At 70.1% G+C, this 25,194-nt stretch carries 22 protein-coding genes and 1 tRNA gene; 10 read left to right on the top strand and 13 right to left on the bottom strand.

Annotated elements, in window-relative coordinates:
• Positions 1 to 464: 464 nt before the first annotated feature.
• From AC08OP_RS00440 to AC08OP_RS00430, 3 genes are all read left to right on the top strand, one after another.
• Positions 465 to 1,580 (top strand): PP2C family protein-serine/threonine phosphatase, encoded by a 1,116-nt coding sequence (locus AC08OP_RS00440; protein ID WP_476612377.1) that lies wholly within the window; start codon positions 465 to 467, stop codon positions 1,578 to 1,580.
• On the top strand, positions 1,580 to 2,134 hold the full coding sequence (locus AC08OP_RS00435; protein WP_476612376.1) for a hypothetical protein: 555 nt from the start codon (positions 1,580 to 1,582) through the stop codon (positions 2,132 to 2,134). Before AC08OP_RS00440 ends, AC08OP_RS00435 begins: the two co-directional genes overlap by 1 nt.
• 75 nt (positions 2,135 to 2,209) lie before the next feature.
• Complete coding sequence (locus AC08OP_RS00430) at positions 2,210 to 3,733, top strand: FHA domain-containing protein (protein ID WP_476612375.1); 1,524 nt, start codon at positions 2,210 to 2,212, stop codon at positions 3,731 to 3,733.
• 113 nt (positions 3,734 to 3,846) lie between these two features.
• Here the strand turns inward: AC08OP_RS00430 and AC08OP_RS00425 are convergent, their stop codons facing one another.
• From AC08OP_RS00425 to AC08OP_RS00405, 5 genes are all read right to left on the bottom strand, one after another.
• Positions 3,847 to 5,442 carry a cysteine--tRNA ligase gene (locus AC08OP_RS00425; protein WP_476612374.1) on the bottom strand — a complete coding sequence of 532 codons (1,596 nt, stop codon included), beginning with the start codon at positions 5,440 to 5,442 and terminating at the stop codon, positions 3,847 to 3,849.
• Positions 5,443 to 5,489: 47 nt separating this feature from the next.
• On the bottom strand, positions 5,490 to 5,882 hold the full coding sequence (locus tag AC08OP_RS00420; protein WP_476612373.1) for a PPOX class F420-dependent oxidoreductase: 393 nt from the start codon (positions 5,880 to 5,882) through the stop codon (positions 5,490 to 5,492).
• A gap of 104 nt (positions 5,883 to 5,986) precedes the next feature.
• Positions 5,987 to 6,547 carry a 2-C-methyl-D-erythritol 2,4-cyclodiphosphate synthase gene (gene ispF / locus AC08OP_RS00415; protein ID WP_476612372.1) on the bottom strand — a complete coding sequence of 187 codons (561 nt, stop codon included), beginning with the start codon at positions 6,545 to 6,547 and terminating at the stop codon, positions 5,987 to 5,989.
• Positions 6,544 to 7,329, bottom strand: coding sequence for a 2-C-methyl-D-erythritol 4-phosphate cytidylyltransferase (ispD, locus tag AC08OP_RS00410; protein ID WP_476612371.1), 786 nt, complete (start codon positions 7,327 to 7,329; stop codon positions 6,544 to 6,546). The genes ispF and ispD overlap by 4 nt, the downstream gene beginning before the upstream one ends.
• Before the next feature lie 242 nt (positions 7,330 to 7,571).
• Positions 7,572 to 8,054 carry a CarD family transcriptional regulator gene (locus AC08OP_RS00405; RefSeq protein ID WP_006545253.1) on the bottom strand — a complete coding sequence of 161 codons (483 nt, stop codon included), beginning with the start codon at positions 8,052 to 8,054 and terminating at the stop codon, positions 7,572 to 7,574.
• Positions 8,055 to 8,900: 846 nt separating this feature from the next.
• Here AC08OP_RS00405 and AC08OP_RS00400 point away from each other — a divergent pair.
• The 4 genes from AC08OP_RS00400 (at position 8,901) to AC08OP_RS00385 (ending at position 13,324) form a co-directional block, all read left to right on the top strand.
• Positions 8,901 to 9,566: a copper chaperone PCu(A)C domain-containing protein gene (locus AC08OP_RS00400; RefSeq protein WP_476612370.1), complete on the top strand. Its 666-nt coding sequence runs from the start codon at positions 8,901 to 8,903 to the stop codon at positions 9,564 to 9,566.
• Positions 9,567 to 9,665: 99 nt separating this feature from the next.
• A complete protein-coding gene (gene radA, locus AC08OP_RS00395) occupies positions 9,666 to 11,123 on the top strand; it encodes a DNA repair protein RadA (protein WP_462185932.1) in 1,458 nt (485 codons plus the stop codon).
• A 131-nt stretch (positions 11,124 to 11,254) separates the two neighbouring features.
• Positions 11,255 to 12,334, top strand: coding sequence for a DNA integrity scanning diadenylate cyclase DisA (gene disA / locus AC08OP_RS00390; protein ID WP_476612369.1), 1,080 nt, complete (start codon positions 11,255 to 11,257; stop codon positions 12,332 to 12,334).
• 90 nt (positions 12,335 to 12,424) lie between these two features.
• On the top strand, positions 12,425 to 13,324 hold the full coding sequence (locus AC08OP_RS00385) for an HhH-GPD family protein (protein WP_462185930.1): 900 nt from the start codon (positions 12,425 to 12,427) through the stop codon (positions 13,322 to 13,324).
• A gap of 17 nt (positions 13,325 to 13,341) precedes the next feature.
• Here the strand turns inward: AC08OP_RS00385 and AC08OP_RS00380 are convergent, their stop codons facing one another.
• The 5 genes from AC08OP_RS00380 to pstS form a co-directional block, all read right to left on the bottom strand.
• Positions 13,342 to 14,229: a response regulator transcription factor gene (locus AC08OP_RS00380; protein WP_476612368.1), complete on the bottom strand. Its 888-nt coding sequence runs from the start codon at positions 14,227 to 14,229 to the stop codon at positions 13,342 to 13,344.
• A gap of 32 nt (positions 14,230 to 14,261) precedes the next feature.
• A complete protein-coding gene (pstB, locus tag AC08OP_RS00375) occupies positions 14,262 to 15,038 on the bottom strand; it encodes a phosphate ABC transporter ATP-binding protein PstB (RefSeq protein WP_462185928.1) in 777 nt (258 codons plus the stop codon).
• Positions 15,039 to 15,159: 121 nt separating this feature from the next.
• Positions 15,160 to 16,224 (bottom strand): phosphate ABC transporter permease PstA, encoded by a 1,065-nt coding sequence (pstA, locus tag AC08OP_RS00370; RefSeq protein ID WP_476612367.1) that lies wholly within the window; start codon positions 16,222 to 16,224, stop codon positions 15,160 to 15,162.
• Positions 16,221 to 17,267, bottom strand: a complete 1,047-nt coding sequence (pstC, locus tag AC08OP_RS00365) for a phosphate ABC transporter permease subunit PstC (RefSeq protein ID WP_476612366.1) — start codon at positions 17,265 to 17,267, stop codon at positions 16,221 to 16,223. Before pstC ends, pstA begins: the two co-directional genes overlap by 4 nt.
• Before the next feature lie 239 nt (positions 17,268 to 17,506).
• Positions 17,507 to 18,616 carry a phosphate ABC transporter substrate-binding protein PstS gene (gene pstS, locus AC08OP_RS00360; protein WP_476612365.1) on the bottom strand — a complete coding sequence of 370 codons (1,110 nt, stop codon included), beginning with the start codon at positions 18,614 to 18,616 and terminating at the stop codon, positions 17,507 to 17,509.
• Between the two features lie 1,023 nt (positions 18,617 to 19,639).
• On the opposite strand from pstS, the gene AC08OP_RS00355 reads away from it, so the two are divergent.
• Together AC08OP_RS00355 and proS are read left to right on the top strand one after the other, a co-directional pair.
• Positions 19,640 to 19,948, top strand: coding sequence for a hypothetical protein (locus AC08OP_RS00355; protein ID WP_476591542.1), 309 nt, complete (start codon positions 19,640 to 19,642; stop codon positions 19,946 to 19,948).
• A gap of 169 nt (positions 19,949 to 20,117) precedes the next feature.
• Entirely contained in the window at positions 20,118 to 21,524 is a 1,407-nt protein-coding gene (gene proS / locus AC08OP_RS00350) for a proline--tRNA ligase (protein ID WP_476612364.1), read from the top strand.
• Positions 21,525 to 21,868: 344 nt separating this feature from the next.
• Here proS and pyrH read toward each other — a convergent pair whose 3' ends face one another.
• From pyrH to AC08OP_RS00335, 3 genes are all read right to left on the bottom strand, one after another.
• Positions 21,869 to 22,672: a UMP kinase gene (pyrH, locus tag AC08OP_RS00345; protein WP_476612363.1), complete on the bottom strand. Its 804-nt coding sequence runs from the start codon at positions 22,670 to 22,672 to the stop codon at positions 21,869 to 21,871.
• A gap of 824 nt (positions 22,673 to 23,496) precedes the next feature.
• Positions 23,497 to 23,573 (bottom strand) — tRNA-Pro (locus AC08OP_RS00340).
• Positions 23,574 to 23,601: 28 nt separating this feature from the next.
• Positions 23,602 to 24,546 (bottom strand): metallophosphoesterase, encoded by a 945-nt coding sequence (locus AC08OP_RS00335; RefSeq protein ID WP_476612362.1) that lies wholly within the window; start codon positions 24,544 to 24,546, stop codon positions 23,602 to 23,604.
• Between the two features lie 155 nt (positions 24,547 to 24,701).
• Between AC08OP_RS00335 and AC08OP_RS00330 the strand changes: the two genes are divergently transcribed.
• Positions 24,702 to 25,160 (top strand): GatB/YqeY domain-containing protein, encoded by a 459-nt coding sequence (locus tag AC08OP_RS00330; RefSeq protein ID WP_476612361.1) that lies wholly within the window; start codon positions 24,702 to 24,704, stop codon positions 25,158 to 25,160.
• The last annotated feature ends 34 nt before the right edge of the window (positions 25,161 to 25,194 follow it).

Here is a 25,194-nt window from a genome sequence, read left to right as displayed (position 1 = left end):
TGACGTGGTCCGGCCGCCCCTCACCGGCGTCAGGAGTGTCAGGTGCGCATCACCACGCCGACCGGCGGGCCCGGGGTTCCCCGGAGTGCGGGGGCCCTGCCACCATCCGCCCCCGGCCTTTACGCTCTTTTAGGGTCGCCCGCCGACGATGGCGGGCGCGTCGGATCAGGTCGCCGGCACGGCGATCTACACCCTCGACGTGCCGCGGGGGAAGCTGGGAGAATACGTCTCCATGAATGCGTGATGACCAGCTCGACGAGTGTGACCACCTCGGTCGATCATCGGGCGCGCGCCGTCGGTGTCCCGAGACGGCCACGGCGAGCATCGACGATCCGGCCGTTAGCGACCCGACCGTCAAGGACCCGACCGTCAGGGGCAGGAGGCACCCAGCACATGGCTCTGCGCACACCGCCCGTATGCGTTCCCCCGGCTGTTTCCGGCCGCGGCCAATTTCTCCCGGCGGCATGACGGTGGACCTCAACCCGCATGACGACGCCCCCACAGTCGCCTACCAGATCACCGGGAGCGGGCCGTTCGAACTCGACAACGACCTGGGTCGCTGCCCGGTGTGTGCGGCGCCGGTGTATGCCGACGACCGGTACTGCGAGGTCTGTGGTCACAGGCTGGAGGGTCCGGACCCCGGCCACGGCGACGCCGACCACAGCGAGGTCGACCTCGGCCAGCTCGCCGGCGTGTGCGACCGCGGCGTCCGGCACACCACCAACGAGGACGCCATGGGCCTGGCCGTCGTGTACGGCACGCTGATCGCGGTGGTGTGTGACGGCGTGTCGACCACTCCGGGCTCCGGGCAGGCCTCGGCCGCCGCGGCGACCACCGCCATGGCCGTCCTCGCGGATGCGGTGCGTGCCCACGGCCCGGGGCGCCCCGTCCACCACGACACCCGCCCGTCGCGCGGCGTCAGCCGGGCCGAGGAGATGCTCGACATCCTCGAACCGTCGTATGCCGACTACAAGAAGCCACGAACATCGCCCCGCACGGTCGTCGGCGGGTTCTCCCCGGAGGACGCCGAGGCCGCGCTGCACGCCGCCGTCGACGCGGCCCAGGCGACCATCGCCCAACTCAGCGCGGCCGAGGGGCGGATGGCGCCGTCGTGCACGTTCGCCGCGGCCATCGTCACCCCGCCGACCCCGGACGGCCCGGGCATGGTCACGGTCGGCTGGGTCGGCGACAGCCGGGTCTACCTGCTCGGTCCGCGCTGGTGCGAGCGGCTGACCGCCGACGACACCTGGGCGGCCGAGGCCGCGCGCGCGGGGCTCATCCCAGCCAACGAGGCCGAGACACACCGGCGGGCGCACACCCTCACCCGCTGGCTGGGCGGCGACGTCGAGGACGTCGCGCCGCACACCGAGATGTTCCCCATCGAGGCGCCGGCCACGGTACTGGTCTGCAGCGACGGGCTGTGGAACTACGCGTCCCGGCCCGACGTGATGGCCGCGCTCGTCAACCAGCTCCCACCCCACTGCGAGGCCATCGACGTCGCCCGCCACCTCGTCGACTTCGCCATCGACTCCGGGGGACACGACAACATCACGGTGGTGGCCGCCCGGGTGGAGGACTGATGAGCGTCTTCACCGCGGAGGTCGCACCCGTGGTACGTGATCTGACGGGCGAGGCCACGCCCGCGGACGAACACTGCTTCGGCTACCCTACCGGCGCGTGGGGAATCGAGTCGCGCGACTACCACCTGAGTGTCCAGGTGCCCGCCCGCGCGCTGGGAACCGAGACGCCGGCGGCGCGGGTCAGCCTCGTCGTCGACGGCCGGGTGACGTCAAAGGCGCTGGTCCGAGCGGTTTGGACGGACGATGAGACCCAGTGGAGCCGGATCAGCGACCCAGTCACCCACTACACCGACCAGGTGGAACTCGCGACCGCGGTGCTACGGGGCCTGGAGGCGCGTCGGGCCGGCGACGAGGCGACTGCGACACTGTTGCTCGGACGCGACGCTCAGCTGGCGCTCGCCTCCGGCAACGAAGACACCTACCGCCTCCTACAGAAGGTGGTTCACGTCGACAATGCCACAACAGGTACGGTTCGGTTGAAGAAGAACGTCAAGAAGATCGATGAGATGGTCCTTGACACACGGTCGACGAGGACCCTCCGGGTGAACCGGTGATCAGGTGAGGGCACGATGCCCTACGGGGCACCTGTCTCACGACCCGACTACTGCGATCGGTGCGGAATTGGGATCATGAGTGGTCAGGAGAGGTACGAATACCGTCCGGAGGACGGCGGGCGAGCTCCCTACGGAGCAGATGCCCCCGGCCGCTCGGCTGACGGGAACCGTCGGCGTGGGCCAGCCGAGCAGACCGGCCCAGATGCGGACGGTCCAGGTGGCTACGACCCGTTGGGCATCCGCCGTTCGCCAGCCGACCTGCCCGGGGTGACGGACCCGCCGCGCGTCGGCGACCCGCGCGGTGGCGACTCGTACGGCGGGTATGGCCGTGACGGCTACCCCGACCAGTCCCGGGGGGGCCGCGGTTATCAGGAGGACCCCTACGGCCCGCCCGGTGGCTATGATCGTGACCCCTACCCACGCGGGCGTGACGAGCGGCCGGCCCCCGACGACCGGATCGACCACGGGCGCGATCCCTACGGTCGAGACTGGGGCACGCCGGAGAACCGTGGCGGCTACCCCGTCGGCCGCGACAGCCGCGATCCCCACGACCCCTATGACCGCGACCCCTATGGCCGCGGCCATGACGACCGGGCCGACCGGGCCGACCGGGGTGGTTACCCCGTCGGCCGCGACAGCCGCGAGGAGCGCGTCCCGGGCGGCTACCCCGACCTCGACCGCGACTCCCGCGATCCCCACGACCCCTATGACCGCGACCCCTATGGCCGCGGCCATGACGACCGCGGCCATGACGACCGGGCCGACCGCGGCGGCTACCCCACCGGCCGCGACAGCCGGACGCCGGGTGGATATCCGGATCCGCGGGGCGACCTTGACCGCGAGTCGGACACGCACCGCCGGAGCCGGCGCGACGCCGAGTACGGCTACGCTGCGGACCCGCTGGGCATGGACGCCTCCGCTCCACCCGCGCCATCCATCGACCGGGTCACCCAGAGCCGGGGCGGCAACCCGCGGCACACGACCGACCCACGGCACACGACCGACCCGCGGCACGCTCGGCCCGGCGCCGACCCGCGGCTGAGTGATCCACGGCTGAATGATCCACGGCTGGGTGACCCGGAACTCGTCGACCCGCGGCACAGCGGCACCCGCGGCGGCCACATCGACCCCCGTGACGCGGTCCTCGACGACCCACGGGCCGGCGCCGGGCGTGGCGCCGGCTGGGATCGGGACCACGCGCCGACGGGCAGCACCGTCTGGGAAGCCATCGTCGAGGCGGAGCGCGAGTACTACGACAGCGGCGACGACCACCGGGTCCCGTTCCCGACCTTCTACCCTCGTCGGGTCTTCGCCCTGGCCGGCTCTCAGATGCTCGTGGGGCGGCGCAGCGAGTCCCGTGGCATCCATCCAGACATCGACCTGTCCGGAGCGCCGGAGGACCCGGGAATCTCCCGCAGCCACGCCCTGTTCGAGCTGCTGCCCGACGGCGGTTACGCGGTCCGCGACCCGGGATCCACCAACGGCACCCGGCTGAACGACGAACCGGACCCCATCGAGCCCGGCCAGCCCGTTCCGCTTCGTGACGGGGACCGGGTCTACCTGGGCGCCTGGACGCGCATCACATTGCGCGCCCGCTGATCTACCGGGTCGCCTGCCGCCGTCCGGGGCGGCAGGCGGCCTGCCGATCAGATCAGTCAACTGATCGTCACGGCGTCAACGCTGATCAACCTGGTGAGACCTGGTCGGTCGGCTCAGGCCAGATGCCAGCGCTGGCCCTCTGGAGTGTCCTCCACGATCAGGCCGGCGGCTGCCAGTCTCGAGCGGATGGCGTCGGCTTCCGCATAGTCCCGCCGGGCCCGGGCCGCGGACCGCAGATCCAGCACGACCTGCATCGCGCCGTCCAGCGCCGGCCTGAACTCGGCACCTGCGGTGGGCCACTGCTCATGCGGGTCGAGACCGAAGATGTTCAGCATCCGCCGGGTCACGTCCACCCACCCGGCCAACTCCCGGCTGTGAGCCTTCGACAGCACCTGGTTTCCCTGACTCACCGCGCCGAACAGGGCCGCCAGCGCACGCCCGACGGCGAGATCGTCGTCCATAGCGGTGGTGAAATCGGACCAGGCCCGCCGCGGGGTGAGCCTCGGCTCACCACCCGGCCCGGGAACCGGCACCGGCCGGGCTCCGGCCACCGTCGGCCGCGTCCCGGCCTTCCCCGCCGTCCCTGCGGCCGACGACGAGACGACCTCGTCGGCTGCCAGTGCCGCCGCCTCCCCGGGCCCGCCGAGGATGTCCAACGCGTTGCGGACGAAGGTCTCCACCCGGTCGTGGGCCGCGGTGGATTCCGCCAGTGCCTCGGCGCTGTAGTCGAGCGTGGACCGGTAGTGCGCGGAAAGCAGATGATAACGCAGAACCTGCGGACGGACCTCGTCGAGGGCGTCGGCCACCAGGACGGAATTTCCCAACGACTTCGACATCTTCGTCCCGCCGGTCGTCAGCAGACCGACGTGCATCCAGTAGCGCGCCATCTCGCCACCACCGGGCTCGCCACCACCGGGCTCGCCACCACCGGGGCCGGGCGAATCGGCCGAAGCCGCGTTCGACACCGGGCGGGCCGTGGCGGCGCAGACCGTCTGGGCACGTTCGTTCTCGTGGTGCGGGAAAATCAGGTCGAGTCCGCCGCCGTGGATGTCGAAGACCGGGCCGAGGTATTTTCCGGCCATCGCAGAGCATTCCAGATGCCAGCCCGGCCGGCCGTCACCCCAGGGGGACGACCAGAACGGTTCGCCGGGCCTGGCTGCCTTCCACAACGCGAAGTCGCGGGGGTCAGCCTTGCCGGGCTCAGCCTCCACGGACGGTTGCATCGCGTCGGGTCGCTGGTGGGACAGCGCTCCGTAGTCGACGAACGCACCCACCCGGAACCAGACCGAACCGCCGCTGGCGTACGCGTATCCCCTCTCCACGAGGGCCGACACCAGCGCGATCATCTCGGGGATGTGACCGGTGGCACGCGGCTGGATCGTCGGGGGCAGGATCCCGAGAGTGCGGTAGGCGTCGTCGAACGCGCGGGTCTGCCGGGTGGCGAGCTCCCAGACCGAGGTGCCGTCCCGATCCGCGCTGATGATGATTTTGTCGTCGATGTCGGTGACGTTCTGCACAAAGGTCACCGAGTGGCCGGACTGCACCAGCCACCGGCGCAGCAGATCGAAGGGCAGCGCCGTGCGGATGTGGCCCACATGCGGGGCCGCCTGCACGGTGGGCCCACACACGTAGACGCCCACGTGACCGGGGCGTAGCGGCTCGAATGGCCGCACACGCCGCCTGCGCGTGTCGTGGAGGTGGAGACCCATCTGTCAAGGGTACGGCCCCACTCGACCGACGGGACCCAAGGGGAGGATCAGCCGACCGTCAGTACCCGGTCGGCCACGACCCGGACGACCACCCTGGCCTCATCCGGATCATCCCACCGGTACACGTCTCCGGTGTACTTCACCGACAGCCGGTCGATCAGTTCCCGGCCGCCATCCTCGGTCAGGGTAGCGGTCCCGCGGACCTCGATGTAACCGTAGGGATCGCCCTGGTCGAAGAACATCAGTCCGACCCGCGGATCCCTTGCGATGTCGCGTTCCTTCGCGCGCCCCCGCACCGTGGACAGCAGCAGTTCGTCCTCGTCGCGGTCCACCCACAGCACGGTCATCCGCGGCGAGCCGTCGGGCTGGATCGTCGCCAGAACGACGTAGGTCCGGGCGTCGGCAAGGGCCCTCACCGACTCGGGAAGGCGGTCAGCCATCAGACTCCTCGGGGAGAGGCCAGGGTCGGCTCACCCTCTCATCTCCGCGCCGGCACGCGGTCAGTCGATGACAAAACGGCATATCACCGGTGACAGGCCCGCCGTCAGGCGCGGACGACGAGCGCGGTCGCGATGGCGGCCAAGCCTTCGCCCCGCCCAGTGAGGCCGAGTCCGTCGGTGGTGGTGGCCGACAGGCTCACCGAGGCGCCCAAGGCCACGGACATCGCCTTCTGCGCCTCCTCGCGACGCCCGGCCATCCTGGGCCGGTTCCCGATGACCTGGACCGAGACGTTGCCGATCGCCCAACCGGCGGCACCGAGAAGCCGCGCCGTCTCGGCCAGCAGGACCGCGCCCGACGCACCCGCGTACTCCGGTCGGTCCGTGCCGAAAACCCGACCCAGATCACCGAGGCACGAGGCGGTGAGAAGTGCGTCACAGGCCGCGTGTGCGGCGACGTCCCCGTCGGAGTGCCCGGCGAGCCCGGTCTCCCCCGGCCATTCCAGGCAGGCCACCCAGCACGGCCGGCCGGCGGCGAACGGATGCACATCGACCCCGACGCCGACCCGGGGCAGGATCACCGTGTTCACCAAACTGGACGCGGGAGCCTGCCGGCTGGTGGGCGCGGCGTCCACGACGGGCTCATCCCGCCGCGGGCCGCCGGTCATCCGCCACTCCAGGCGTCCGTGGACCGGGCGCCCGCGAACTGGGGCTCCGCGGGCCGGGCCTCCGCGGGCCGGGCGTCGTCCGCGGGGTCGCAACGGGCGAGTAGCGCCTCGGCGAGCACGAGATCCGCCGGTCGAGTCACCTTGAATGCCTCCTGCGCGCCGGGAATGGTCGTCACCGGCACTCCCAGAGCCTCCACCAGTCCCGCATCGTCGGTCACGGCGATGTCCTCGAGCGCATACGCGGCGCTCAGCACGTCGCGGCGGAATCCCTGCGGGGTCTGCACGGCTCGCAAGCCGTCCCGCGGCGGGGTACGCACCACCCGCCCGTCGGCGTCCACCTCCTTGACCGTGTCGGCCAGCGGCACGACGGGAATCACCGCGGGATGCCCGTCGAGCACCGCCGCCGCCACCGCGTCGACCAGCTCGGGAGGCGTCAGCGGCCGGGCGGCGTCGTGGACCAGTACCACGGAGACGTCGTCGTCCACGGCCCGCAGGGCACGGCGGACCGAATCCACCCGCTCGGCGCCGCCGGCGATCACATGCACGCCCCCGCCGAGCAACTGGGCCACGGCATCGACCAGCGTCGGTGGCGCCGCGACAACGATCTGCGTCACTAGCCTGGAGCGGCGCAACGATTCCACCGTACGCACCAGCATGGGCCTGCCATCGAGGGCTCGCAGCGCCTTGGGAGTACCTCCCCCCAGCCGCTCACCCCGGCCGGCAGCCGGCACGATCGCCGCCACCCGGGGGCTCGCCACCGGCAACCGGTGACCTTCGCCCACCACAGGACCTCCCGTGTGCCATCCGCCACGAGGGCATGGCCGATCCAGCCGGCTCGGCGCGAGCCGCCGGTGGGCGCAACACCGCCCACCACCGTCTCGACGCCACCCAGCCGGAACCTGAGCCGGCAACGCGCTCGGGACGGCGGTCTCCCGGAAAGAGAATGCCTTTCCGGATTATCATGCCGTGCCGAATAGACCGCCTGTCGGCCGGACGAATTACGCCTGCGCCAACAAGCCCACGATCATCCGGCGAGAACCTCGTCGAGCATGGCCTCCGCCTTGTCCTCGTTGGTGCCCTCGGCGAGCGCAAGCTCGCTGACGAGGATTTGCCGGGCCTTGCTCAACATTCGCTTCTCGCCCGCGGAAAGACCGCGTTCGCGATCGCGTCGCCACAGGTCACGGACGACCTCGGCCACCTTGTTCACATCGCCGGAGGCGAGCTTCTCAAGATTTGCCTTGTACCGTCGCGACCAGTTGGTGGGCTCCTCGGTGTGCGGGGCGCGGAGCACCTCGAACACCCGTTCCAGCCCGTCCTGCCCGACGACGTCACGCACCCCGACCATGCCGACATTGTCGGCCGGAACTCGGACAGTCAGATCGCCCTGAGCGACCTTCAGCACGAGATAGAGTTTTTCCTCGCCCTTGATGACGCGAGTTTCAATCGCGTCAATCAGAGCAGCACCATGATGCGGGTAAACAACGGTCTCGCCGACTTGGAACGCCATGTGTCACGTGCCCCTTCCGCCTCTACCAGCGTAACACGCACGCATCGCCGCAGGTCAGACGCACGCTGCAGGTACCAAGACCAGCAACGCCAAGGTGAGGGCCCCGGCGCCGCCTTCCGGCCACCCGCTCCGGAGGACGGGCATCCAGGGGCACAGATCCGCCCGCCCACCCGCCAGATCGCCGCGCACCGACATCGAAGATGCCCTACCAGGTAAAATGGGTGACGACCCGGCGGATGTTGGCTACACGTTGAGCGCGGCCGCGCGGCGAACCTGGCGCGGGGGCCGGCCAGGCCGGGACGCCGTGCCGGACCCGGGCCCACCCGACCCGGTCCCGCCGCGACGCATCCCGACGCACCAGCACCCATCGCGCCACATCACCATGTAACGGTCTTCTCGACCATGCAACGGTCATCCCGCCATGAAACGGGCTATCGCCATGGAACGGACGGCGCCCGCCGGGTCGCCCGACAGGTCGTGACTCCCCCCACGCCGTGATGCTGCCCACGTCCGGGGCCGCTCGGACCAACCGCCCAGGCCAGCCGGCCCGGCTACGGCGCCGGAATCCGGCCCGAGCGTGCTCCTGGGCCGGATCCACGGGTTTCGTACCGCCCACAGCCTCCGCATGTGATGCCGAGGGATGGCTAGTGTTAGCCCCGCACGGGTGAGTCGGGAGACGGACCGTCTTAGACCGAATCATCCGGGCACCGGGGGTGACCTCTCCGCGCCGGTTACGACGGCCGGCGATGGAGGTGGCGCCACCGGTGGTCGCCCCACGGGACGACCGTCAACCAGCACCGGTGCGCACCCGAGGCACCGGTCTCGCGCAGGAGGAGCCACCGAGCTGTGAGCCGCCGTCTGGGTGCCCGTTCCACGTCAGCCACACCCGCCGTCGGCGGGGCGTCCGCCGCCCCGGAGCCGGGCCACGACGTCGGTCGACAGTCCACCTTCAGGCGGCGCATGGCCTCCCGCCGGATCGGTGCCGCGATCCTGGCCTCGGTGGTCGGGTCCGCTGGCCTGGCAAGCTGCGCTTCCGGCAACGACGCGCTGACGAACCTCGCCCGGACCACGACCAACAGCGTCTCGAGCGCCGTCGGCAGCATCACGCTGCGCAACGTCTATGTAGCAGGCCCGCTGTCCCGGGGAGACTCCGCACAGATCGTCTCGGCGTTCTTCAACGCGGGCACCGAGCCTGACACCATCATCGGCGTGTCCTCCCCCCTCGCGGCGGGCGGCAAGGTACCGAACCCCGCCGAGCTGCCACCCGGTTCCGGAAAGATCTTCATTGCCGACGGCTCCGCGCCGACCCTGCAGAACGTCCAGCAGAACCTGTTGATCGGGTCCCAGGTGCCCGTCACCATCACCTTCGCCAAGGCCGGCAGTATCACCCTGGACGTTCCGGTGGAGCAGCCCGCACCCGGCGCCTCGGCGGCGCCGGGTGCGGTTACCGGGACCCCGGGGGCAGGGCAGGAGCCCGCCTCGCCGTCGGCCGGCGCCACCACCGCGGGCTGACCCACCGCCGGCCGATCCGCCCAGCGGGATCCGGCCGGCTATCCCCATTCGCGGGTACCCGACGCCCGGGGACCCATTCCGCGCGCCGCTGTCACCGACATGTCGGACCAGCGGACTAACGTTGCGTCCATGGCATCCACTCGCCCGTCGGCCGGCGGTCGCCCGTCGAGCCGTGCGGCCTCAGGCGGGTTCCGGTGTAACAGCTGCGGCTCGGAGTCCGTGCGGTGGGCGGGACGATGCTCGCGCTGCCAGGAGTGGGGCACGCTGGAGGCGCAGGCCCCCGCCCCACGCCGCGGGGCCGGCCTGGTCGCGGGGGGTCGCTCCGCCTCGTCCGCCGCAGTGACGGCACCGGCTCTGCCGGTCATGTCCGTCGACGTGACCGCGACGAGGCGTCGCCCGACCGGGATAGACGAGCTCGACCGCGTGCTGGGCGGCGGCCTCGTTCCCGGCGCTGTGATCCTGCTCGCCGGGGAACCGGGGGTCGGCAAGTCCACCCTGTTGCTGGAGGTCGCGGCCCGCAGCGCCGCCGCCGGTGCCCGCGCGCTGGTCGTCACCGGGGAGGAGTCCGCGGCGCAGGTCAGGCTGCGGGCGGGTCGGACGGGTGCGCTGCACGAGGACCTGTGGATCGCCGCCGAGACGGACCTCGGCGCCGTCCTGCGTCACGTCGAGGAGGTCTCACCCGCCCTGCTGGTGGTCGATTCGGTGCAGACCATCTCCGCGGCCGGGGTAGACGGAGCCGCGGGCGGGGTCACCCAGGTCCGTGAGGTCACCGCGGCCCTGATCCGGACGGCCAAGGCGCTGGGACTCGTGACGGTGCTTGTCGGCCATGTCACGAAGGATGGTCTGGTCGCCGGACCGCGCCTCCTGGAACATCTGGTCGACGTGGTGCTGCATTTCGAGGGCGAGCGGCACTCCGCACTGCGCCTGGTCCGCGCGGGCAAGAATCGGTATGGACCGGCCGACGAGGTCGGCTGTTTCGAGATGGACGATTCCGGTATCCATGGCATCGCCGACCCGAGCGGGCTGTTCCTGTCCCGGTCCGGCGGCGCGGGGCTGGAGGCGGTGCCGGGAACCTGTGTCACCGTAACGGTCGAGGGCCGACGGCCACTCGTCGCCGAGGTTCAGGCTCTGGTGGCGGAGACCTCGGCGCAGATCCCCCGACGCGCCGTGTCCGGGCTCGATCCGGCCCGGGTGGCGATGATTCTCGCCGTGGTCGAGCGCCGGGCGAAGGTGCGCTTCGGCCGGGCCGACGTGTACGCCGCGACCGTCGGCGGGGTTCGGTTGGCCGAACCCGCAGCGGACCTCGCGACGGCCTTGGCGATCGTCAGCGCGGCCAGGGACCGTCCGTTGCCGGCCGATCTCGTCGCTGTCGGCGAGGTCGGCCTAGCCGGGGAGGTCCGCGCGGTGGGCTCGGTACGCCAACGGCTCGCCGCCGCGGCCCGGCTCGGCTTTCGCCGGGCGCTCGTTCCGGCGGACCCCGGCCCGGCTCCGGACGGCATGAAAGTCACCGAGGTACCCGACCTGATCGGCGCGATCGGCAAAATGCATGAAACGTAGAAAGTGTGTATTTTTCTAACCATATCAGTACTTCACGATGAGGTGGACCCCACCGGCTCCCGTCGCCCCGATAGCATCGCGACAGTGGTAATGGGAGACGGTGGGGGAAGCCGAGGAGTTGAGGGAGCCTGATGGCAGGACCACCCGGAGACGACATCTTCCGGGCGACACTGGCCGCGGTCGCGCCCGGAACCCCCTTTCGCGACGGCCTGGAACGCATCCTGCGCGGGCACACCGGCGCACTGATCGTCCTCGGCCACGACAAGGTCGTCGAGGGTCTGTGCACCGGTGGCTTCGAGCTCGACGTGGAGTTCTCGGCAACCCGGCTGCGCGAGCTGGCCAAGATGGACGGCGCGATCGTGCTGTCGTCCGACCTGCAGCGCATCGTCCGCGCGGCGGTGCATCTGGTACCGGATCCAACGGTGCCGACAGAGGAGTCCGGCACGCGGCACCGGACCGCCGAGCGGGTCGCCAAGCAGGCCGAGTTCCCCGTCATCTCGGTCAGCCAGTCGATGCACATCATCGCGCTGTACGTCGCCGGGCGGCGGTACGTGCTGGACGGCTCGGCCGCCATCCTGTCCCGGGCGAACCAGGCCCTGGCCACCCTCGAGCGTTACAAGCTGCGGCTTGACGAGGTCGCGGGCACCCTGTCCGCACTGGAGATCGAGGACCTCGTCACGGTCCGCGACGCGATTTCGGTGAGCCAGCGGCTGGAGATGGTGCGCCGCATAGCCGACGAGATCGAAGGCTACGTCGTCGAGCTCGGCACCGACGGCCGGCTGCTGTCCCTGCAGCTCGAGGAGCTGATGGCCGGAGTCGAGACCGAGCGTGAACTCACCGTCCGCGACTATCTGCCGATCGGGTCGAAGGCGGGGACGGCCGCGCAGGTCCTGGGCGAGCTGTCCGCGATGTCTCCGACCGACCTGCTCGACCTCACCGTCCTCGCCAGGGTGATCGGATTCTCCGGCGGGGCGGACATCCTGGACCGGCAGATCAGTCCGCGCGGTTACCGCATGCTGGCGAAGGTGCCCCGGCTGCCACGGATGGTGGTCGACCGGCTCGTCGACCATTTCGGCACCCTGCAGAAACTGCTCGCCGCCGGGGTTGACGATCTGCAGGCCGTCGACGGCGTCGGGGAGGCCCGCGCCCGAGCGGTCCGCGAGGGCCTCTCCCGGCTCGCCGAGTCGAGCATTCTCGAACGCTACGTGTAGTAACGCTGCGTACGGTAGTGCTAGGTGTAGTAGCCGAAGGCGACGGGAGGCCGCCTCCGGCCGGCCTGGTCGCCTGGCACGATGGCGGGAATGACCAGCACAGCCGGAATCAGCAGCGCGCCCGGACCACTGGCCGATCTCGTCCTGGACTGGTTCGCCGTCTGTGGCCGGGACCTGCCGTGGCGCCGTCCCCTGACGAGCCCCTGGGCAATCATGGTCAGCGAGGTGATGCTGCAACAAACCCCGGTCAGCCGGGTGCTGCCGGTCTGGGAGGCCTGGCTGGACCGGTGGCCGACGCCCGCCGCGCTCGCCGCCGAGCCCGCCGGGGAGGCCGTCCGGGCGTGGGGCCGGTTAGGCTACCCCAGGCGCGCGCTGCGGCTGCACCAGGCGGCGACCGTCGTCGTCGAACGGCACGACGGCGAGATCCCCCGGCACCTCGACGATCTCCTCGCGCTGCCCGGCATCGGGACGTACACCGCGCGGGCGGTTGCCGCCTTCGCCTTCCGCCAGCGCCATCCGGTCGTCGACGTCAACGTGCGCCGGCTGTTCGCCCGGGCCGTCGAGGGAAGAGCCGACCCGCCGGCCACGGTCAGCCGCCGCGACCTGGTCGAGATCGCGGAGCTGCTGCCGCCGGACGCCGAGACGGCCGCCCGGGCCAGCGCCGCGTTCATGGAGCTCGGCGCGCTGGTCTGCGTTGCCCGGATGCCTCGCTGCGCCGCCTGCCCCCTGCTGGGACGGTGTGCGTGGGTGTCCGCGGGCAGCCCGCCGAGCGCGGGGCCCGCGCGCCGGCCCCAGGGGTACGCCGGCACCGACCGCCAGGTCCGCGGCCGGCTGCTCGCCGTCCTGCGTGACGCCAGTCCGGAGGTGGGTCAGGAGATCCTCGACCAGGTCTGGGACGATCCGGTGCAGCGGACCCGCGCCCTCGCCGGACTGATCGACGATGGCCTCGTGGTACGGGTGGCGCCGGGCGTCTACGCGCTGCCCGGCTGACGTCCCTGCGGAAGGGCTCAACCCGGATCGGCAACGGCGCGGAAGCGGTAGCCGACCCCGCGGATGCTCTCGATGACCGTCGGTTGGCCGGCCGTCTCGCCCAGCCGCCGCCGCAGCCGCCGCACGTGCACGGCAAGCGTGTTCGTCTCCGTCTGCGCCGAACCCCAGACCTCTCGCAGCAGCGTCTCGCGCGTGACGACCCGGCCCGTCTGTTCCAGGAGCAGCGCGAGCAGCCGGAACTCCCGCGGCGGGACCGGGACCACGGCCCCGTCGAGACGGACCTCGTGCGCCGCGCGGTCCAGCAGCACCCGTCCGCCGCGCAGCACCTCCGGCTCGTGCATCCGGGGCGGATACGTTCCGGCCCGTCCGGTTCCGATGAACCCCACCATCGCGAGGACCTCGGGAACCCGGTACGGCTTGCCCACGCAGGCGCTGGCCCCCGCGTCGAGTCCGGCGGCAGCTCTCGGCCGGTCATCGGGGCCGACCGCGAGGAGAATCGGCACGTCGTCGTGACCGGGCACGCTACGCACCGTCCGCACGACGGTCACCCCGTCCACCACGGGCAGCCGGGCACTGATCAGCAGCGCGGCCGGATGCCGCAGACCGATCTCCAGCAGGGCCAGCGCCCCGTCCGCCACCACACTGACCTCGACACCGTTCGCGACGAAGGCGTCGAGCATGCCGTCGTCGACGTCCTCGTCCGCGATCAACAGCGCCGGGCAGCCCCCCGGCCCGGTGCCCGTCGTCCGTCTCCGCGTCTCACCGGACGGGCCGCGGTACCGACGCCCGTCGGCTGCCGGGTCTACTGCCACGACCGCCAGGCCTGCCGGAACGGCCGGGGCCTCGCCTCTCGAGCCACGGTCTTGCCCCCCCGGTTGACCGGCCCCACGCGGTACCGGGAGCATCCGCGCGTCCTGTCCGCCAATCTCCCCGTCCGTCAGCCGAACCGTCCGGAGATGTAGTCCTCGGTCCGCTTTTCCTTGGGGTTGCTGAAGATCTGCGAGGTCTTGTCGTACTCGACGAGGCGGCCGGGGTCGCCGGTCTTCTCCAGCGAGAAGAAGGCGGTCGAGTCGCTGACCCGCGACGCCTGCTGCATGTTGTGGGTGACGATGACGATGGTGAAGCTCGACTTCAACTTCGCGATCAGATCCTCGATCGCAAGAGTGGAGATCGGGTCGAGCGCGGAGCACGGCTCGTCCATCAGCAGGACCTGCGGCTCCACCGCGATCGCCCGGGCGATGCAGAGCCGCTGCTGCTGCCCACCGGACAGGCCCGCGCCCGGCCGGCCCAGCCGGTCCTTGACCTCCTCCCAGAGGTTCGCGCCCCGCAGTGACTCCTCGGCCCGCTCGTCGAGGAGCGCCTTCTTGCGGATCCCGTTCAGCTTGAGCCCAGCGATGACGTTCTCGTAGACGGACATGGTCGGGAACGGGTTCGGTCGCTGGAAGACCATCCCGACGGTGCGGCGGACGGCCACCGGGTCCGTCCCGGGCCCGTACAGATCCTCACCGTCGAGGAGCACCTGCCCCTCGACCCGGGCCCCCGGAAGCACCTCGTGCATCCGGTTAAGCGTGCGCAGCACCGTCGACTTCCCGCATCCGGACGGCCCGATGAATGCGGTGACGTTCTTCGGCTCGATGGTCAGGTTCACGTCGGCTACGGCTTTGAACTTCCCGTAGTACGCCGTCAGCCCGGAAACGTCGATGCGGGTGGCCATGGCTACCTCGACTCACGATCTGCCTGGATGCTGTTTCAGAGGGTCGGATCAGATGGGATGGGACTAAATGGGATGAGATAGGGCATGATCTGTGCCGCGCTGCCATCCCGGGTCAGGGTCATCACAGCCGCGAGCGTCTGGCGACCAGACGAGCGATGAAGTTGAGCAGCATGATGATGATGATGAGTACCAGGGCGGCGGCCCAGGCCCGGTCCACCGCCGACTGCTGCGGCTGGCCGGCCTGCGAGTAGATGTACAGCGGCAGTGCGGACTGCTCCCCGGAGAACGGGTTGGCGTTGATGAGGTTCGTACCGAAGACGGTCAGCAGCAGCGGCGCGGTCTCGCCGGCAACGCGGGCGACCGCGAGCATGACGCCGGTCACGATCCCGGGCAACGCGGTGGGGACGACCACCTTGAGGATGGTCCGCCAACGCGCCACCCCGAGGGCATAGCTGGCCTCCCGCAGCTCGTCCGGAACGAGCTTCAGCATTTCCTCGGCGGAGCGCACCACGATCGGAATCATGAGCACCGTGAGGGCCAGGGCACCCGCGAATCCGGAGAAGCCCTGGTGGAAGGCGAGGATCCAGAACGCCAGGATGAACAGACCCGCGATGATCGAGGGAAGACCGGTGAGCACGTCGACGAAGAAGCTGATTACCCGGCTGACCCGGCCGCGGCCATATTCCACCAGGTAGATGGCCACCAGCAGACCGAACGGCACGGCCAGCAGGCTCGCCAACGCGACCTGCTCCACCGTGCCGATGATCGCGTGGTAGATGCCACCACCGACGTCACGGGCGCCGATGCCGTTCATCGAGTGAGTGAAGAACTCGGGGCGCAGCCGCCTCGCACCCTTCTCGATCACATTCACGAGCACCGCGAGCAGGGGGATGACCGCGAGCAGGAAGGCGGCGTAGACCAGGTTCGTCGCGAACCGGTCCCGGGCCCGGCGGCCGCCCTCGACCAGCGTCGAGGCCACGGTCATCGCGAGGATGAAGAAGACGGCAACCAGCAGGGGGAACTGGATCCTGCTGGAGATCGAGGTCACCAGGTAGATCAGGGCCGTCAGGACGACGGCACCGGCGACGGCAGCGAGCGGTACCCAGCGGGGCAGGACCCGGCCCCGCAGCTGCAGCCGGTCCTCACCGCCCTCGACGGCGGTGCCGGGAACGGTCGCGGTGTTCATGCGGCACTCCCCGAGAACTCACGCCGCCGCGCGATGATGGCGCGAGCGATGATGTTGACCAGCATGGTGACGATGAAGAGCACGAGACCGGACGCGATAAGCGCACCGCGGCCGATGTCGTTGGCCTCGCCCCATCCGTTCGCCACGTTCGCGGCGATAGTGTTACCGGCCGGCGCGAGGATCTGCCAGGAGATGTTGAACGACGCCGGCAGGACCAGGGCGACCGCGATGGTCTCGCCCATCGCCCGCCCGAGGCCCAGCATCGAGGCGCTGATAACGCCCGGCTTGCCATAGGGCAGGACGGCGGTTCTGATCATCTCCCAGCGGGTCGCGCCCAGCGCCATCGCCGCCTCCCGATGCGCAATGGGCACCTGCAGGAACACCTCGCGGGACAACGCGGCGACGATCGGCAGAATCATGATCGCGAGGACGACGCTCGCAACGAAGATCGACCGACCGACCCCGCGATCGGTCTCGAACAGCGGGATCCACCCGAAGTAGTCGTTCAGCCAGCTCTGGATGCCCTTCATGTGCGGCGCGAGCACGAGCAGTCCCCACAGGCCGTAGACGACGCTCGGCACGGCCGCCAGCAGATCGACGATGTAGCCGAGGGCGGAGGCCATCCGGCGAGGGGCGTACACCGTAATGAACAGGGCGATGCCCACCGCAACCGGAACAGCGATGATCATTGCGATGGCAGAAGTGATCATCGTGCCGAACAGCAGTGCGGCGATACCGAAAACCGGCGGCGTGGCGTTGGGGAACCACTCCTCCGTGGTGAAGAAGTTCCCGGTATTGGCGTCGAGGGCGTTGGTGGCGCGCAGTACCAGGAAGGCCGCGATCGCGGCGATCAGTACCAGCAGCCCGACCCCGGCCGTGCGGGTGGCATTCTTGAAGATCAGGTCAGCGACGCCGACCTTGGCCTTGCCTGTCGAGGTGTCCGCCAGCCCGCCGGCCGGCCGATCACCTCCCGATGAGGCGGCCGTCACCGAAGCGGCCCCCCGAGACTCGGCGTCCGCCGAGCTGTCCGGCTCCGTCGTCATGGTCCCTCTTCCCCTGGTGCCTTCCCCTGGTACTCCGAACTCGACTTCCGCTCATGAAATGCCCTGGCCGTCACCGTCTTGGCTGGTCTGGTGCTGTTGGTCTGTTCTAGTGCGCTGTTCTGGTCTGCCGTTCTGGCCCGGATGCTCTCGCCGTCGTCAACGAACAACGGACCCGCGGTGGGGCTGTTCACCCCACCGCGGGCACCGGATAGTCCGATCGGAGCTGCGTCAGATCGACGTCAGGACAGCTTGTCGACCACCGTGCGGACCCGGGTCGCTACCGAGTCCGGCAGCGGCGCGTAACCAAGGTCGGCGATCGAGGACTGGCCCGCGTCCGACGCGGTGTAGGTCAGGAAGGACTTGACCAGCTTGGCCTGGTCGGCCGGGAGACCCGCGGTGCAGGCGATCTCGTAGGTGACCAGGTAGATCGGGTACGCCCCCTTGGTCGCCGCAGTGTAGTCGAAGGTGAGCTTCAGGTCGTCACCGCTGGCGATCTTCGCGGTGCTCAGGCCGAGGGAGGCACCATCCGTGCTCACCTTGACGTACTCGCCGGCACCGTTCTTGACCGCGACTGTGGACAGCCCGGCGTTCTCCGCGTAGGAGAGCTCCGCATAACCGATCGAGTTCTCGGTGGACTTCACGGTCGCAGTCACCCCGTCGCTGCCCTTGGCACCCTGGCCGCCCGGGGCCTTCCAGTCCGAGCCGGAGTCGAAGGTCCAGGCGGCGCCGGCCGCGCCCTTCAGGAACTTGGTGAAGTTGTCGGTGGTGCCGGAACCATCGGACCGGTGCACCGAGGCGATCGGCGCGTCAGGCAGAGTAACCCCACTGTTCTCCGCCGTGATCGCCGGGTCGTTCCACTTGGTGATGGCACCGGAGAAGATCTTCGCTATGGTCGGGGCGGACAGCTGGAGCTTGTCGACACCCGAAAGGTGGTACATAAGCGCGACCGGGCCGACCACCATCGGCAGGTCGACAGCCGTACCGGGAGTACAGCGATTGTCCGCGTCGGTCTTCTGCTGGTCCTTCAGCGCCGAGTCGGAACCGGCGAAGGAAACCTGCTTGGCGATGAACTGCTGCCGACCGGTCGAGGACCCCGTCGACTGGTAGTTGATCTTTGCTCCGTCGCAAGCGTTCTGGTACGCCTTGACCCATTCGTCCATCGCGTTCTTCTGCGCGGAGGACCCCGATCCGGTGATGGAGCCCTTCTCGCAGGCGATCGCGCTCGCCCCGTTCGACGGCTTCGCCCCGGTGCCGCCGGAGTCACTGTTGTCGTCGGTGCCACACGCCGCCACAGTGAGCAGTGCCACCATTGCAGCCCCGACGGCGGCCTGACGCTTGCCTCGGTTCACGAGCAGCCCTTCGTTCTTGCGCGCTACGGCGCCGAATCGTCCGCCCCCTGGACTGGGGCGCCGACAAGAATCGAAGCCATCTCGAATGAACGCAAGGTGAACGTCCACGAACGCGGACCTATCACCAACCGGAACACATCCATGTCACTGGATTCGTGGTTGATCAGCCAGCCCGCGGCCAATCCGATCACAACTGTGCGTGTCGAATGATCGACAAATAGTTACTCTCACTCGTCACCCCGAACATCACGCCACACCCGGAGCGCCGCGGACGAGTGACCCTCGGCCACGGACAGAAGCGTGATGAGAACGGACGGAAGCGGACGAGAACGGACGGAAGCCTGGAGAGAACGGACAGGAACAGGCGAGAGCTTGACAGGAAGATCGCCGAGCCGCCGGAACTGGATCATTCACGGTCATCGAGCGGCACCATCGCTGCCAACCTTCCGACGCGGCAAGCACCGAAAGTTCACCGACGCGTGTCATGTCCGACCCGGGGCGCCGCGCCCTGCGACGCAGTGGGACGGAGCCGGCGAAGCGGCCAACCCGCGCGCCGCGCTACGCAGCTGATCGGGATCTTCGTCCTCTGTTACCAGACGTCCGCTCTGAGTACAGATCGCCGGTAGCCAACCCCGCGTTCTCGTGCTTTGCTGTAAAGCAACATCGATGTGGCTGACAGCATCAACGGCGTATCCGAATCAACGGCGTATCCGAAGAGCAGCACGACCCGTCCGTTCCATCCGACCAGCGCATCCGCCTGCGCCGGCCCGCCCACCGGGAGCCGTCCCGCCCGGCGATGAAGCGCGCCACGACCAGCCACCGCCGCGTGGCGGGACGACGATGTCCCGTCACGCGGCGGATCGGCGGGGTCCGGCAAGCGGCAGACCGCCTGGCGCAGAGCCCGCGGGTACCGCCGCGCCCGGTCGGCCGGACGACCCGGGGCCGGCGCTGCGCACCCCCGTGCCGGCGGCACCAACCAGACGCGGCACGACACGCGACACGACAACGGAGGACGACCAGAACATGAACACCGTCGACAGCGACGATCTCCTGCCAGAACCCCGTCCGGTCATCGGGGGACGGCCACGGTCACTGGCCGAGGTGGTCACCGTCAACGACGGCTTACTCGTCCAACACGAGCTGCTCCTCGCCCCGGGAGCCACCGCCGCCGACCTGACCACCGCGATGATCCTCGTCCCCCCCACGGCCGCGCTGGTCAGCCATCACGGCGACGTGGACGTCTCACTGGTATTCCAGGAGGTTTCGCGGGATTCTCGGCGCGGGGTCGACGGGCAGCCGGTCGGACGCGGCGGCGATCCGGGCCGGACCTGAACCGTCCCCTCAGCGACCGTCCACTCTGGCGACGGGCCGTCAGCCGAGACGACCGCGACCGGCGCGAGGCGCCTTCCGAGCGGCATCCGGGGGCGCCCGCCGGGGCGGGGACACAACAGGTGCCGGTCCCCGGGGCCACGAGCCGTGGTCGAGGCAATATCGTGGCGGGGTGGCTGTACTCACCTCCCGCTCGACCGACTTTCCACGCTGGTATCAGGACGTGCTCGCCAAGGCCGAGCTGGCCGACAACGGCCCCGTCCGCGGGACGATGGTCATCCGACCGTACGGCTACGCGATCTGGGAACGCATGCAGGCCGAGGTGGACTCCCGGATCAAGGCCGCCGGGGCCGTCAATGCCTACTTCCCCCTGTTCATCCCCGAGAGCTACCTGCGCCGGGAGGCCGAGCACGTCGAGGGCTTCAGCCCGGAGCTGGCGGTGGTCACCATCGGTGGCGGCAAGGACCTGGAGGAGCCCGTAGTCGTCCGGCCCACCAGCGAGACCGTGATCGGCGAATACCTGGCCAAGTGGACCCAGAGCTACCGTGACCTGCCGCTGCTGCTCAACCAGTGGGCGAACGTGGTCCGGTGGGAGCTGCGTCCCCGGCTGTTCCTGCGCAGCAGCGAGTTCCTCTGGCAGGAGGGCCACACCGCGCACGCCGACGAGGCCGATGCCGCGGCCTACGCCCGTCGGATCGCGCTCGAGGTCTACCGCGACTTCATGACGCAGGTGCTGGCGGTCCCGGTGCTCGTCGGAGTGAAGACGCGCCGGGAACGGTTCGCCGGCGCGACCAACACGATGACCTGCGAGGGCATGATGGGCGACGGCAAGGCCCTGCAGATGGCGACCAGTCACGAGCTCGGCCAGAACTTCGCCCGCGCCTTCGACATCGACTTCCTCGGCGCCGACGGAGCCCGGCACCTGGCGTGGACGACGTCGTGGGGCTGCTCGACCCGGATGGTCGGCGGGCTGATCATGGCGCATGGCGACGACAACGGCCTGCGTGTCCCGCCCCGGTTGGCGCCGACGCAGGTCGTGGTCCTGCCAGTGCGCGACGACGAGACCGTCGTCACGAAGGCCCGCCAGATCGCCGCCGCGCTGACCGACGCCGGTCTTCGGGTGCAGGTCGACGCCCGTCCCGGGCTGTCCTTCGGCCGGCGGGTCACCGACGCGGAGATCAAGGGCATCCCGGTACGGGTCGAGGTGGGTCCGCGGGACCTGGCCGCGGGCAACGTCACCCTGGTGCGCCGGGACACCTCCGAGAAAGTGCCGGTGCCGCTGGCCGAGGCCGCCGCGCGGGTGCCGGTGCTGCTGGACGAGGTGCAGGCCGACCTGTACGCCGAGGCGCTGGCCCTACGCGAGAGCCGGACGACGGACGTCGCCACCGTTGCCGAGGCCGCCCGGGCCGCCCAGGCCGGCTTCGCCCGGATCCCCTGGCGCCTTGTCGGCGAGGAGGGCGAGGCCGAGCTCGCCGAGGAAGCGCTCACCGTGCGGTGCATCCAGACACCGGACGGCGGGATCCCCGAGGCCGGCAGCGACGCCGACGACCTCGTCTGCCTGATCGCCCGCTCCTACTGACGTCCAAGATCCCTGGCGTGGTGGCCGTCCGGAACAGAGACGATCAGCCGCACAGGCGGGCGGGGACCTGTCGGCGGCGGCCGTGGAAACCTAGGTCAGTCGTATCTTCACGAACGTATCTTCACGAAGCTTGAATTATGGGACCGGGTTAGGAGTCGTCGTCTTCGTCCACGAAACGGGCGTAATGCGTCCCGCGGTGAGTCCGCCGCCGTGCAGACAAACCGCGCCCGTCCTTCGAGAAGCGGATTCGATCTCCCTCGACCTGCCCCTCGGGGGCAGATCGGGACCGACGTCGAGATCGATTGTGTGGCCGGCGCCTCGGGATCAGGCCGTCGATTTTGGGATCAGGCCGTCGATTCGGCGGGGCTGGCCAGCAGCTCGTTCCCGAACTCTTCGGACTTCTCCGGCGAAGAGGAGATGACCGTCCCCCGGTGCTCACCACGGCAGATCGCCGTCATCGCGCCCCGCTGCTCGATATCGAAGATATGCAGCGGCATACCGAAGTCACGGGCCAAGATGAAGGCCGACTGATCCATCACCCGGAGCCCGCGGCTGATCACCTCGTCATAACTGAGGTGCGAGAAGAGCCTGGCCCCTGGATTGATCTTCGGATCACTGTCGTAGACGCCGTCCACGCCGTCCTTGGCGGCCAGCACCGCGTCGGCATTGAGCTCCAGCGCCCGCTGCACCGCCGGGTAGTCGGTAGTGAGGAAGGGCTGGCCGTTGCCGCAGGCGAGGATGACCGTCGCCCCCTTCTCCAGCAGGTGCACCGCTCGCAGCCGGATGTAGGGCTCGGCCACCGCCGGAACGGGAACCGCCGTCATCACCCGCAGGTTGTCCTCACCCAGCGCGGTGAGCTTCCCCCGGAGCAACAGACTGTTGATGACCGTACTCAACATGCCGATATTGTCGGCTTCGACCCGGTCAATACCCCACCGGTCCGACTGGTTACCACGGAAGAGGTTCCCACCGCCGACGACGATCGCCACCTCCACGCCGGACTGGCGGACGGCGATGATTTCTCGGGCGAGGTGCTCCAGCGCGTTGGAATCGAAGCCGAATTCGGCGGAACCGGCGATCGCGCGACCGCTCAGTTTGACGACCACTCGGCGGTATCTCGTCACTGTCTCCCGCTTCCCCTTTTCCATGGTGCGATCTTAACGTAGGCGGGCCAATGATCGATCATGAGCCCATGACCCCTCCGGTACACGGTAGAGCACCCGGCTCCCGGGCACGTCGCACGACGGGCGCGTCCGGGAGATCCGCCGACGGCGGACCGTACCCGCAGCACCTTTCGCCGGCGGCCCACCGACGACCGCCATCGTGATCAACCGCCATTAGGCTCCGGGGGGCGGCCGGAGGTCGGGCCCGGCAGTGCGTGGACGCCGGCGGTGGGGACGAGACGGCGGCGATGGATCAGTATCCCGCGCCCGGCCGGCACCACCAACATCACCCAAGGACTACGTCACCACTCCCGCCGACCCGAACAACCGCTCCACGCGATCACGAATCTGGATTACCGACAGACGACTTCGCCGGAGCCCGGCAGGAGAATACTGGATATGCTCGAAGCGAGGCCACCGACGGTGAGCGGCGCGACGGATCCGATACCGCGGAGGAGCACTGTTGCGATGTTCTTACCCGGAAGGCCGTCGTTATTACGGTCGACTGCACTGATCCCTATCCTGAGTGGCCTGATCGGACTGGTTGCGTCCACCGTCTGGGGGGATTTCGGCGAATGCAAGCCGCGCAACGCGGCAGGGCAGCAATCGGCCGAAGACGGCAGGCCGATCGGTGCTCTGCCGGCGCCTAGCTGCCGGCTCAGTGCTCGCGGCCGAGGAGGATGTGCGGGTAAGGGAGAGCGGCCGTGGGGTGGACGGGTAATCGGGTAGGACGCTCAGGAGCGGCCGATCCCCCCTGAACGGCAGGAAGCCCGCCTCCCTGCCGGGGAGACGGGGTGCGACGCGTCATCTGGTCGGGGTGGCGGGATTCGAACCCACGACCTCTTCGTCCCGAACGAAGCGCGCTACCAAGCTGCGCCACACCCCGCGACCGAGATGAAGCATACCCGACGGGCTCAGTGGTCCGACGGGGTGGGGTCGCCGGCCGGCACCCCGGCCGGCACCAGGGTGAGCAGGGTCGCCTCCGGCCGGCAGCCGAGGCGCAGCGGCGCGAACGGGGACGTGCCCAGCCCGGGCGACACGTGCAGCCAGGACGACCGCCCGTCGACCTCGTGACGGGACAGTCCGCGAACCCGGGCCCGGTCCAGCCCGCAGTTGGTCACGAGCGCCCCGACTCGGGGCAGCCGGATCTGGCCCCCGTGCGTGTGCCCCGAAAGGGTGAGCCCCACCCCGTCCGCCGTGAACGCGTCGAGGACCCGCGGTTCCGGTGTGTGGGACAGTCCCAACGCGAGCTCGACGCCGGGCTCCGGGGGGCCGGTCACGACCGCGAGCCGGTCGCGGCGCAGCCGGGCGTCGTCCACGCCACGCAGGTCGATCCGGCGACCGTCGACCTCGGTGACCGCCCGCACGTTGGTCAGCTCGGTCCACCTGCTGGCGGCGGCGAGACCACCGGCGAAGGCCGCCCAGTCCAGCGGAGCGCCCTTGGGCTCGGCCTCGTCGCCCCGTCGGAGGTAGCGGTGCGGGCTCTTCAGGGCCGGGACGAAGTAGTCGTTGTTCCCCGGTACGAAGACCCCGGGGAACGAGTAGAGCGGCTCCAGCGCGGCGAGCAGGGGATCCCGGGCGTCGGCCGCGGACAGCACGTCACCAGTCAGGGCGACCAGGTCGGGGACGAGCCGGGCCAAGTCCCCCAACCAGGCGAGCTTGCCATGCTGACGGGGGGTGACGTGCAGGTCGGAGATGTGCAGCACGCGCAGGGGGCGCGCGCCGGCCGGCAGCACCGGGATCCGCACCCTCCGCAGGGTGTACGCCGTGCGCTCGTACAACCCGCCGTAGGCCGACACGAGCGCCCCCGCGGCCGCGACACCCACGAGAGTCCTCGCCGCTGTGTGACGCGCGTTCATCGTCCCAGTCTCACCCACCGCGGGCGGTGACCTGCCGCCACCCGGCCCGGTTCCGCGCGCCGCGCCGCGCGCCACCGGATGCCGCACGCCACCGGGTGCCCCGCCGACGGAACCGGCGTGACCACCGTGCCCGCGGACCATAGGCTCCGGTGGTTATGAGCACCCTCAAGGAACGTCTGCGCGCCGATCTGACCGTCGCGATGAAGTCCCGTGACGAGCTGCGGACGTCCACCCTGCGGCTGGCCCTGGCCGCGGTGAAGGATGCGGAGGTGGCCGGCAGCTCCGCGCGGGTCCTCGACGACGCGGAGGTTTCGAAGGTCCTGACCCGCGAGGTGAAGAAGCGCCGGGAGGCGGCCGACGCCTACACCGCGGCCGGTCGCGGCGACCAGGCGGACCGCGAGCGGGCCGAGGGCGAGGTGATCGAGGAATATCTGCCGAAGCAGCTCGGCGACGACGAACTGGCCACGATCATCGACCAGGTACTCGCGGGTCTGGATGTCAGCGGTCCACGAGCGATCGGTCCCGCCATGAAGTCCGTGCAGGCCGCGGTCGCCGGCCGGGCCGACGGCGGCCGGGTCGCCGCACTCGTGAAGGCCCGGTTGGCGGGCGGCTGAGCGAGCCGCGCGGCCCGCGTGAGCCGGTCAGCGC

This window comes from Frankia sp. CeRuru1 (genome assembly GCF_977966315.1).
Note: the sequence above shows the minus strand (reverse complement) of the source record. Positions and strands in the feature narration are given on the sequence as shown.

Bases quoted from the DNA above. Each gene is read 5' to 3' on its own strand.
- AC08OP_RS00355 (WP_476591542.1), top strand. From the start codon at position 19,640: ATGAACACCGTCGACAGCGACGATCTCCTGCCAGAACCCCGTCCGGTC.
- pyrH (WP_476612363.1), bottom strand. From the start codon at position 22,672: ATGGAAAAGGGGAAGCGGGAGACAGTGACGAGATACCGCCGAGTGGTC.
- pstA (WP_476612367.1), bottom strand. From the start codon at position 16,224: ATGAACACCGCGACCGTTCCCGGCACCGCCGTCGAGGGCGGTGAGGAC.
- AC08OP_RS00405 (WP_006545253.1), bottom strand. From the start codon at position 8,054: ATGGCGTTCCAAGTCGGCGAGACCGTTGTTTACCCGCATCATGGTGCT.
- AC08OP_RS00430 (WP_476612375.1), top strand. From the start codon at position 2,210: ATGAGTGGTCAGGAGAGGTACGAATACCGTCCGGAGGACGGCGGGCGA.
- AC08OP_RS00420 (WP_476612373.1), bottom strand. From the start codon at position 5,882: ATGGCTGACCGCCTTCCCGAGTCGGTGAGGGCCCTTGCCGACGCCCGG.
- AC08OP_RS00330 (WP_476612361.1), top strand. From the start codon at position 24,702: ATGAGCACCCTCAAGGAACGTCTGCGCGCCGATCTGACCGTCGCGATG.
- pstB (WP_462185928.1), bottom strand. From the start codon at position 15,038: ATGGCCACCCGCATCGACGTTTCCGGGCTGACGGCGTACTACGGGAAG.
- AC08OP_RS00425 (WP_476612374.1), bottom strand. From the start codon at position 5,442: ATGGGTCTCCACCTCCACGACACGCGCAGGCGGCGTGTGCGGCCATTC.
- AC08OP_RS00335 (WP_476612362.1), bottom strand. From the start codon at position 24,546: ATGAACGCGCGTCACACAGCGGCGAGGACTCTCGTGGGTGTCGCGGCC.
- pstC (WP_476612366.1), bottom strand. From the start codon at position 17,267: ATGACGACGGAGCCGGACAGCTCGGCGGACGCCGAGTCTCGGGGGGCC.
- AC08OP_RS00440 (WP_476612377.1), top strand. From the start codon at position 465: ATGACGGTGGACCTCAACCCGCATGACGACGCCCCCACAGTCGCCTAC.
- AC08OP_RS00435 (WP_476612376.1), top strand. From the start codon at position 1,580: ATGAGCGTCTTCACCGCGGAGGTCGCACCCGTGGTACGTGATCTGACG.
- AC08OP_RS00385 (WP_462185930.1), top strand. From the start codon at position 12,425: ATGACCAGCACAGCCGGAATCAGCAGCGCGCCCGGACCACTGGCCGAT.
- ispF (WP_476612372.1), bottom strand. From the start codon at position 6,547: ATGACCGGCGGCCCGCGGCGGGATGAGCCCGTCGTGGACGCCGCGCCC.
- AC08OP_RS00380 (WP_476612368.1), bottom strand. From the start codon at position 14,229: ATGCTCCCGGTACCGCGTGGGGCCGGTCAACCGGGGGGGCAAGACCGT.
- radA (WP_462185932.1), top strand. From the start codon at position 9,666: ATGTCGGACCAGCGGACTAACGTTGCGTCCATGGCATCCACTCGCCCG.
- disA (WP_476612369.1), top strand. From the start codon at position 11,255: ATGGCAGGACCACCCGGAGACGACATCTTCCGGGCGACACTGGCCGCG.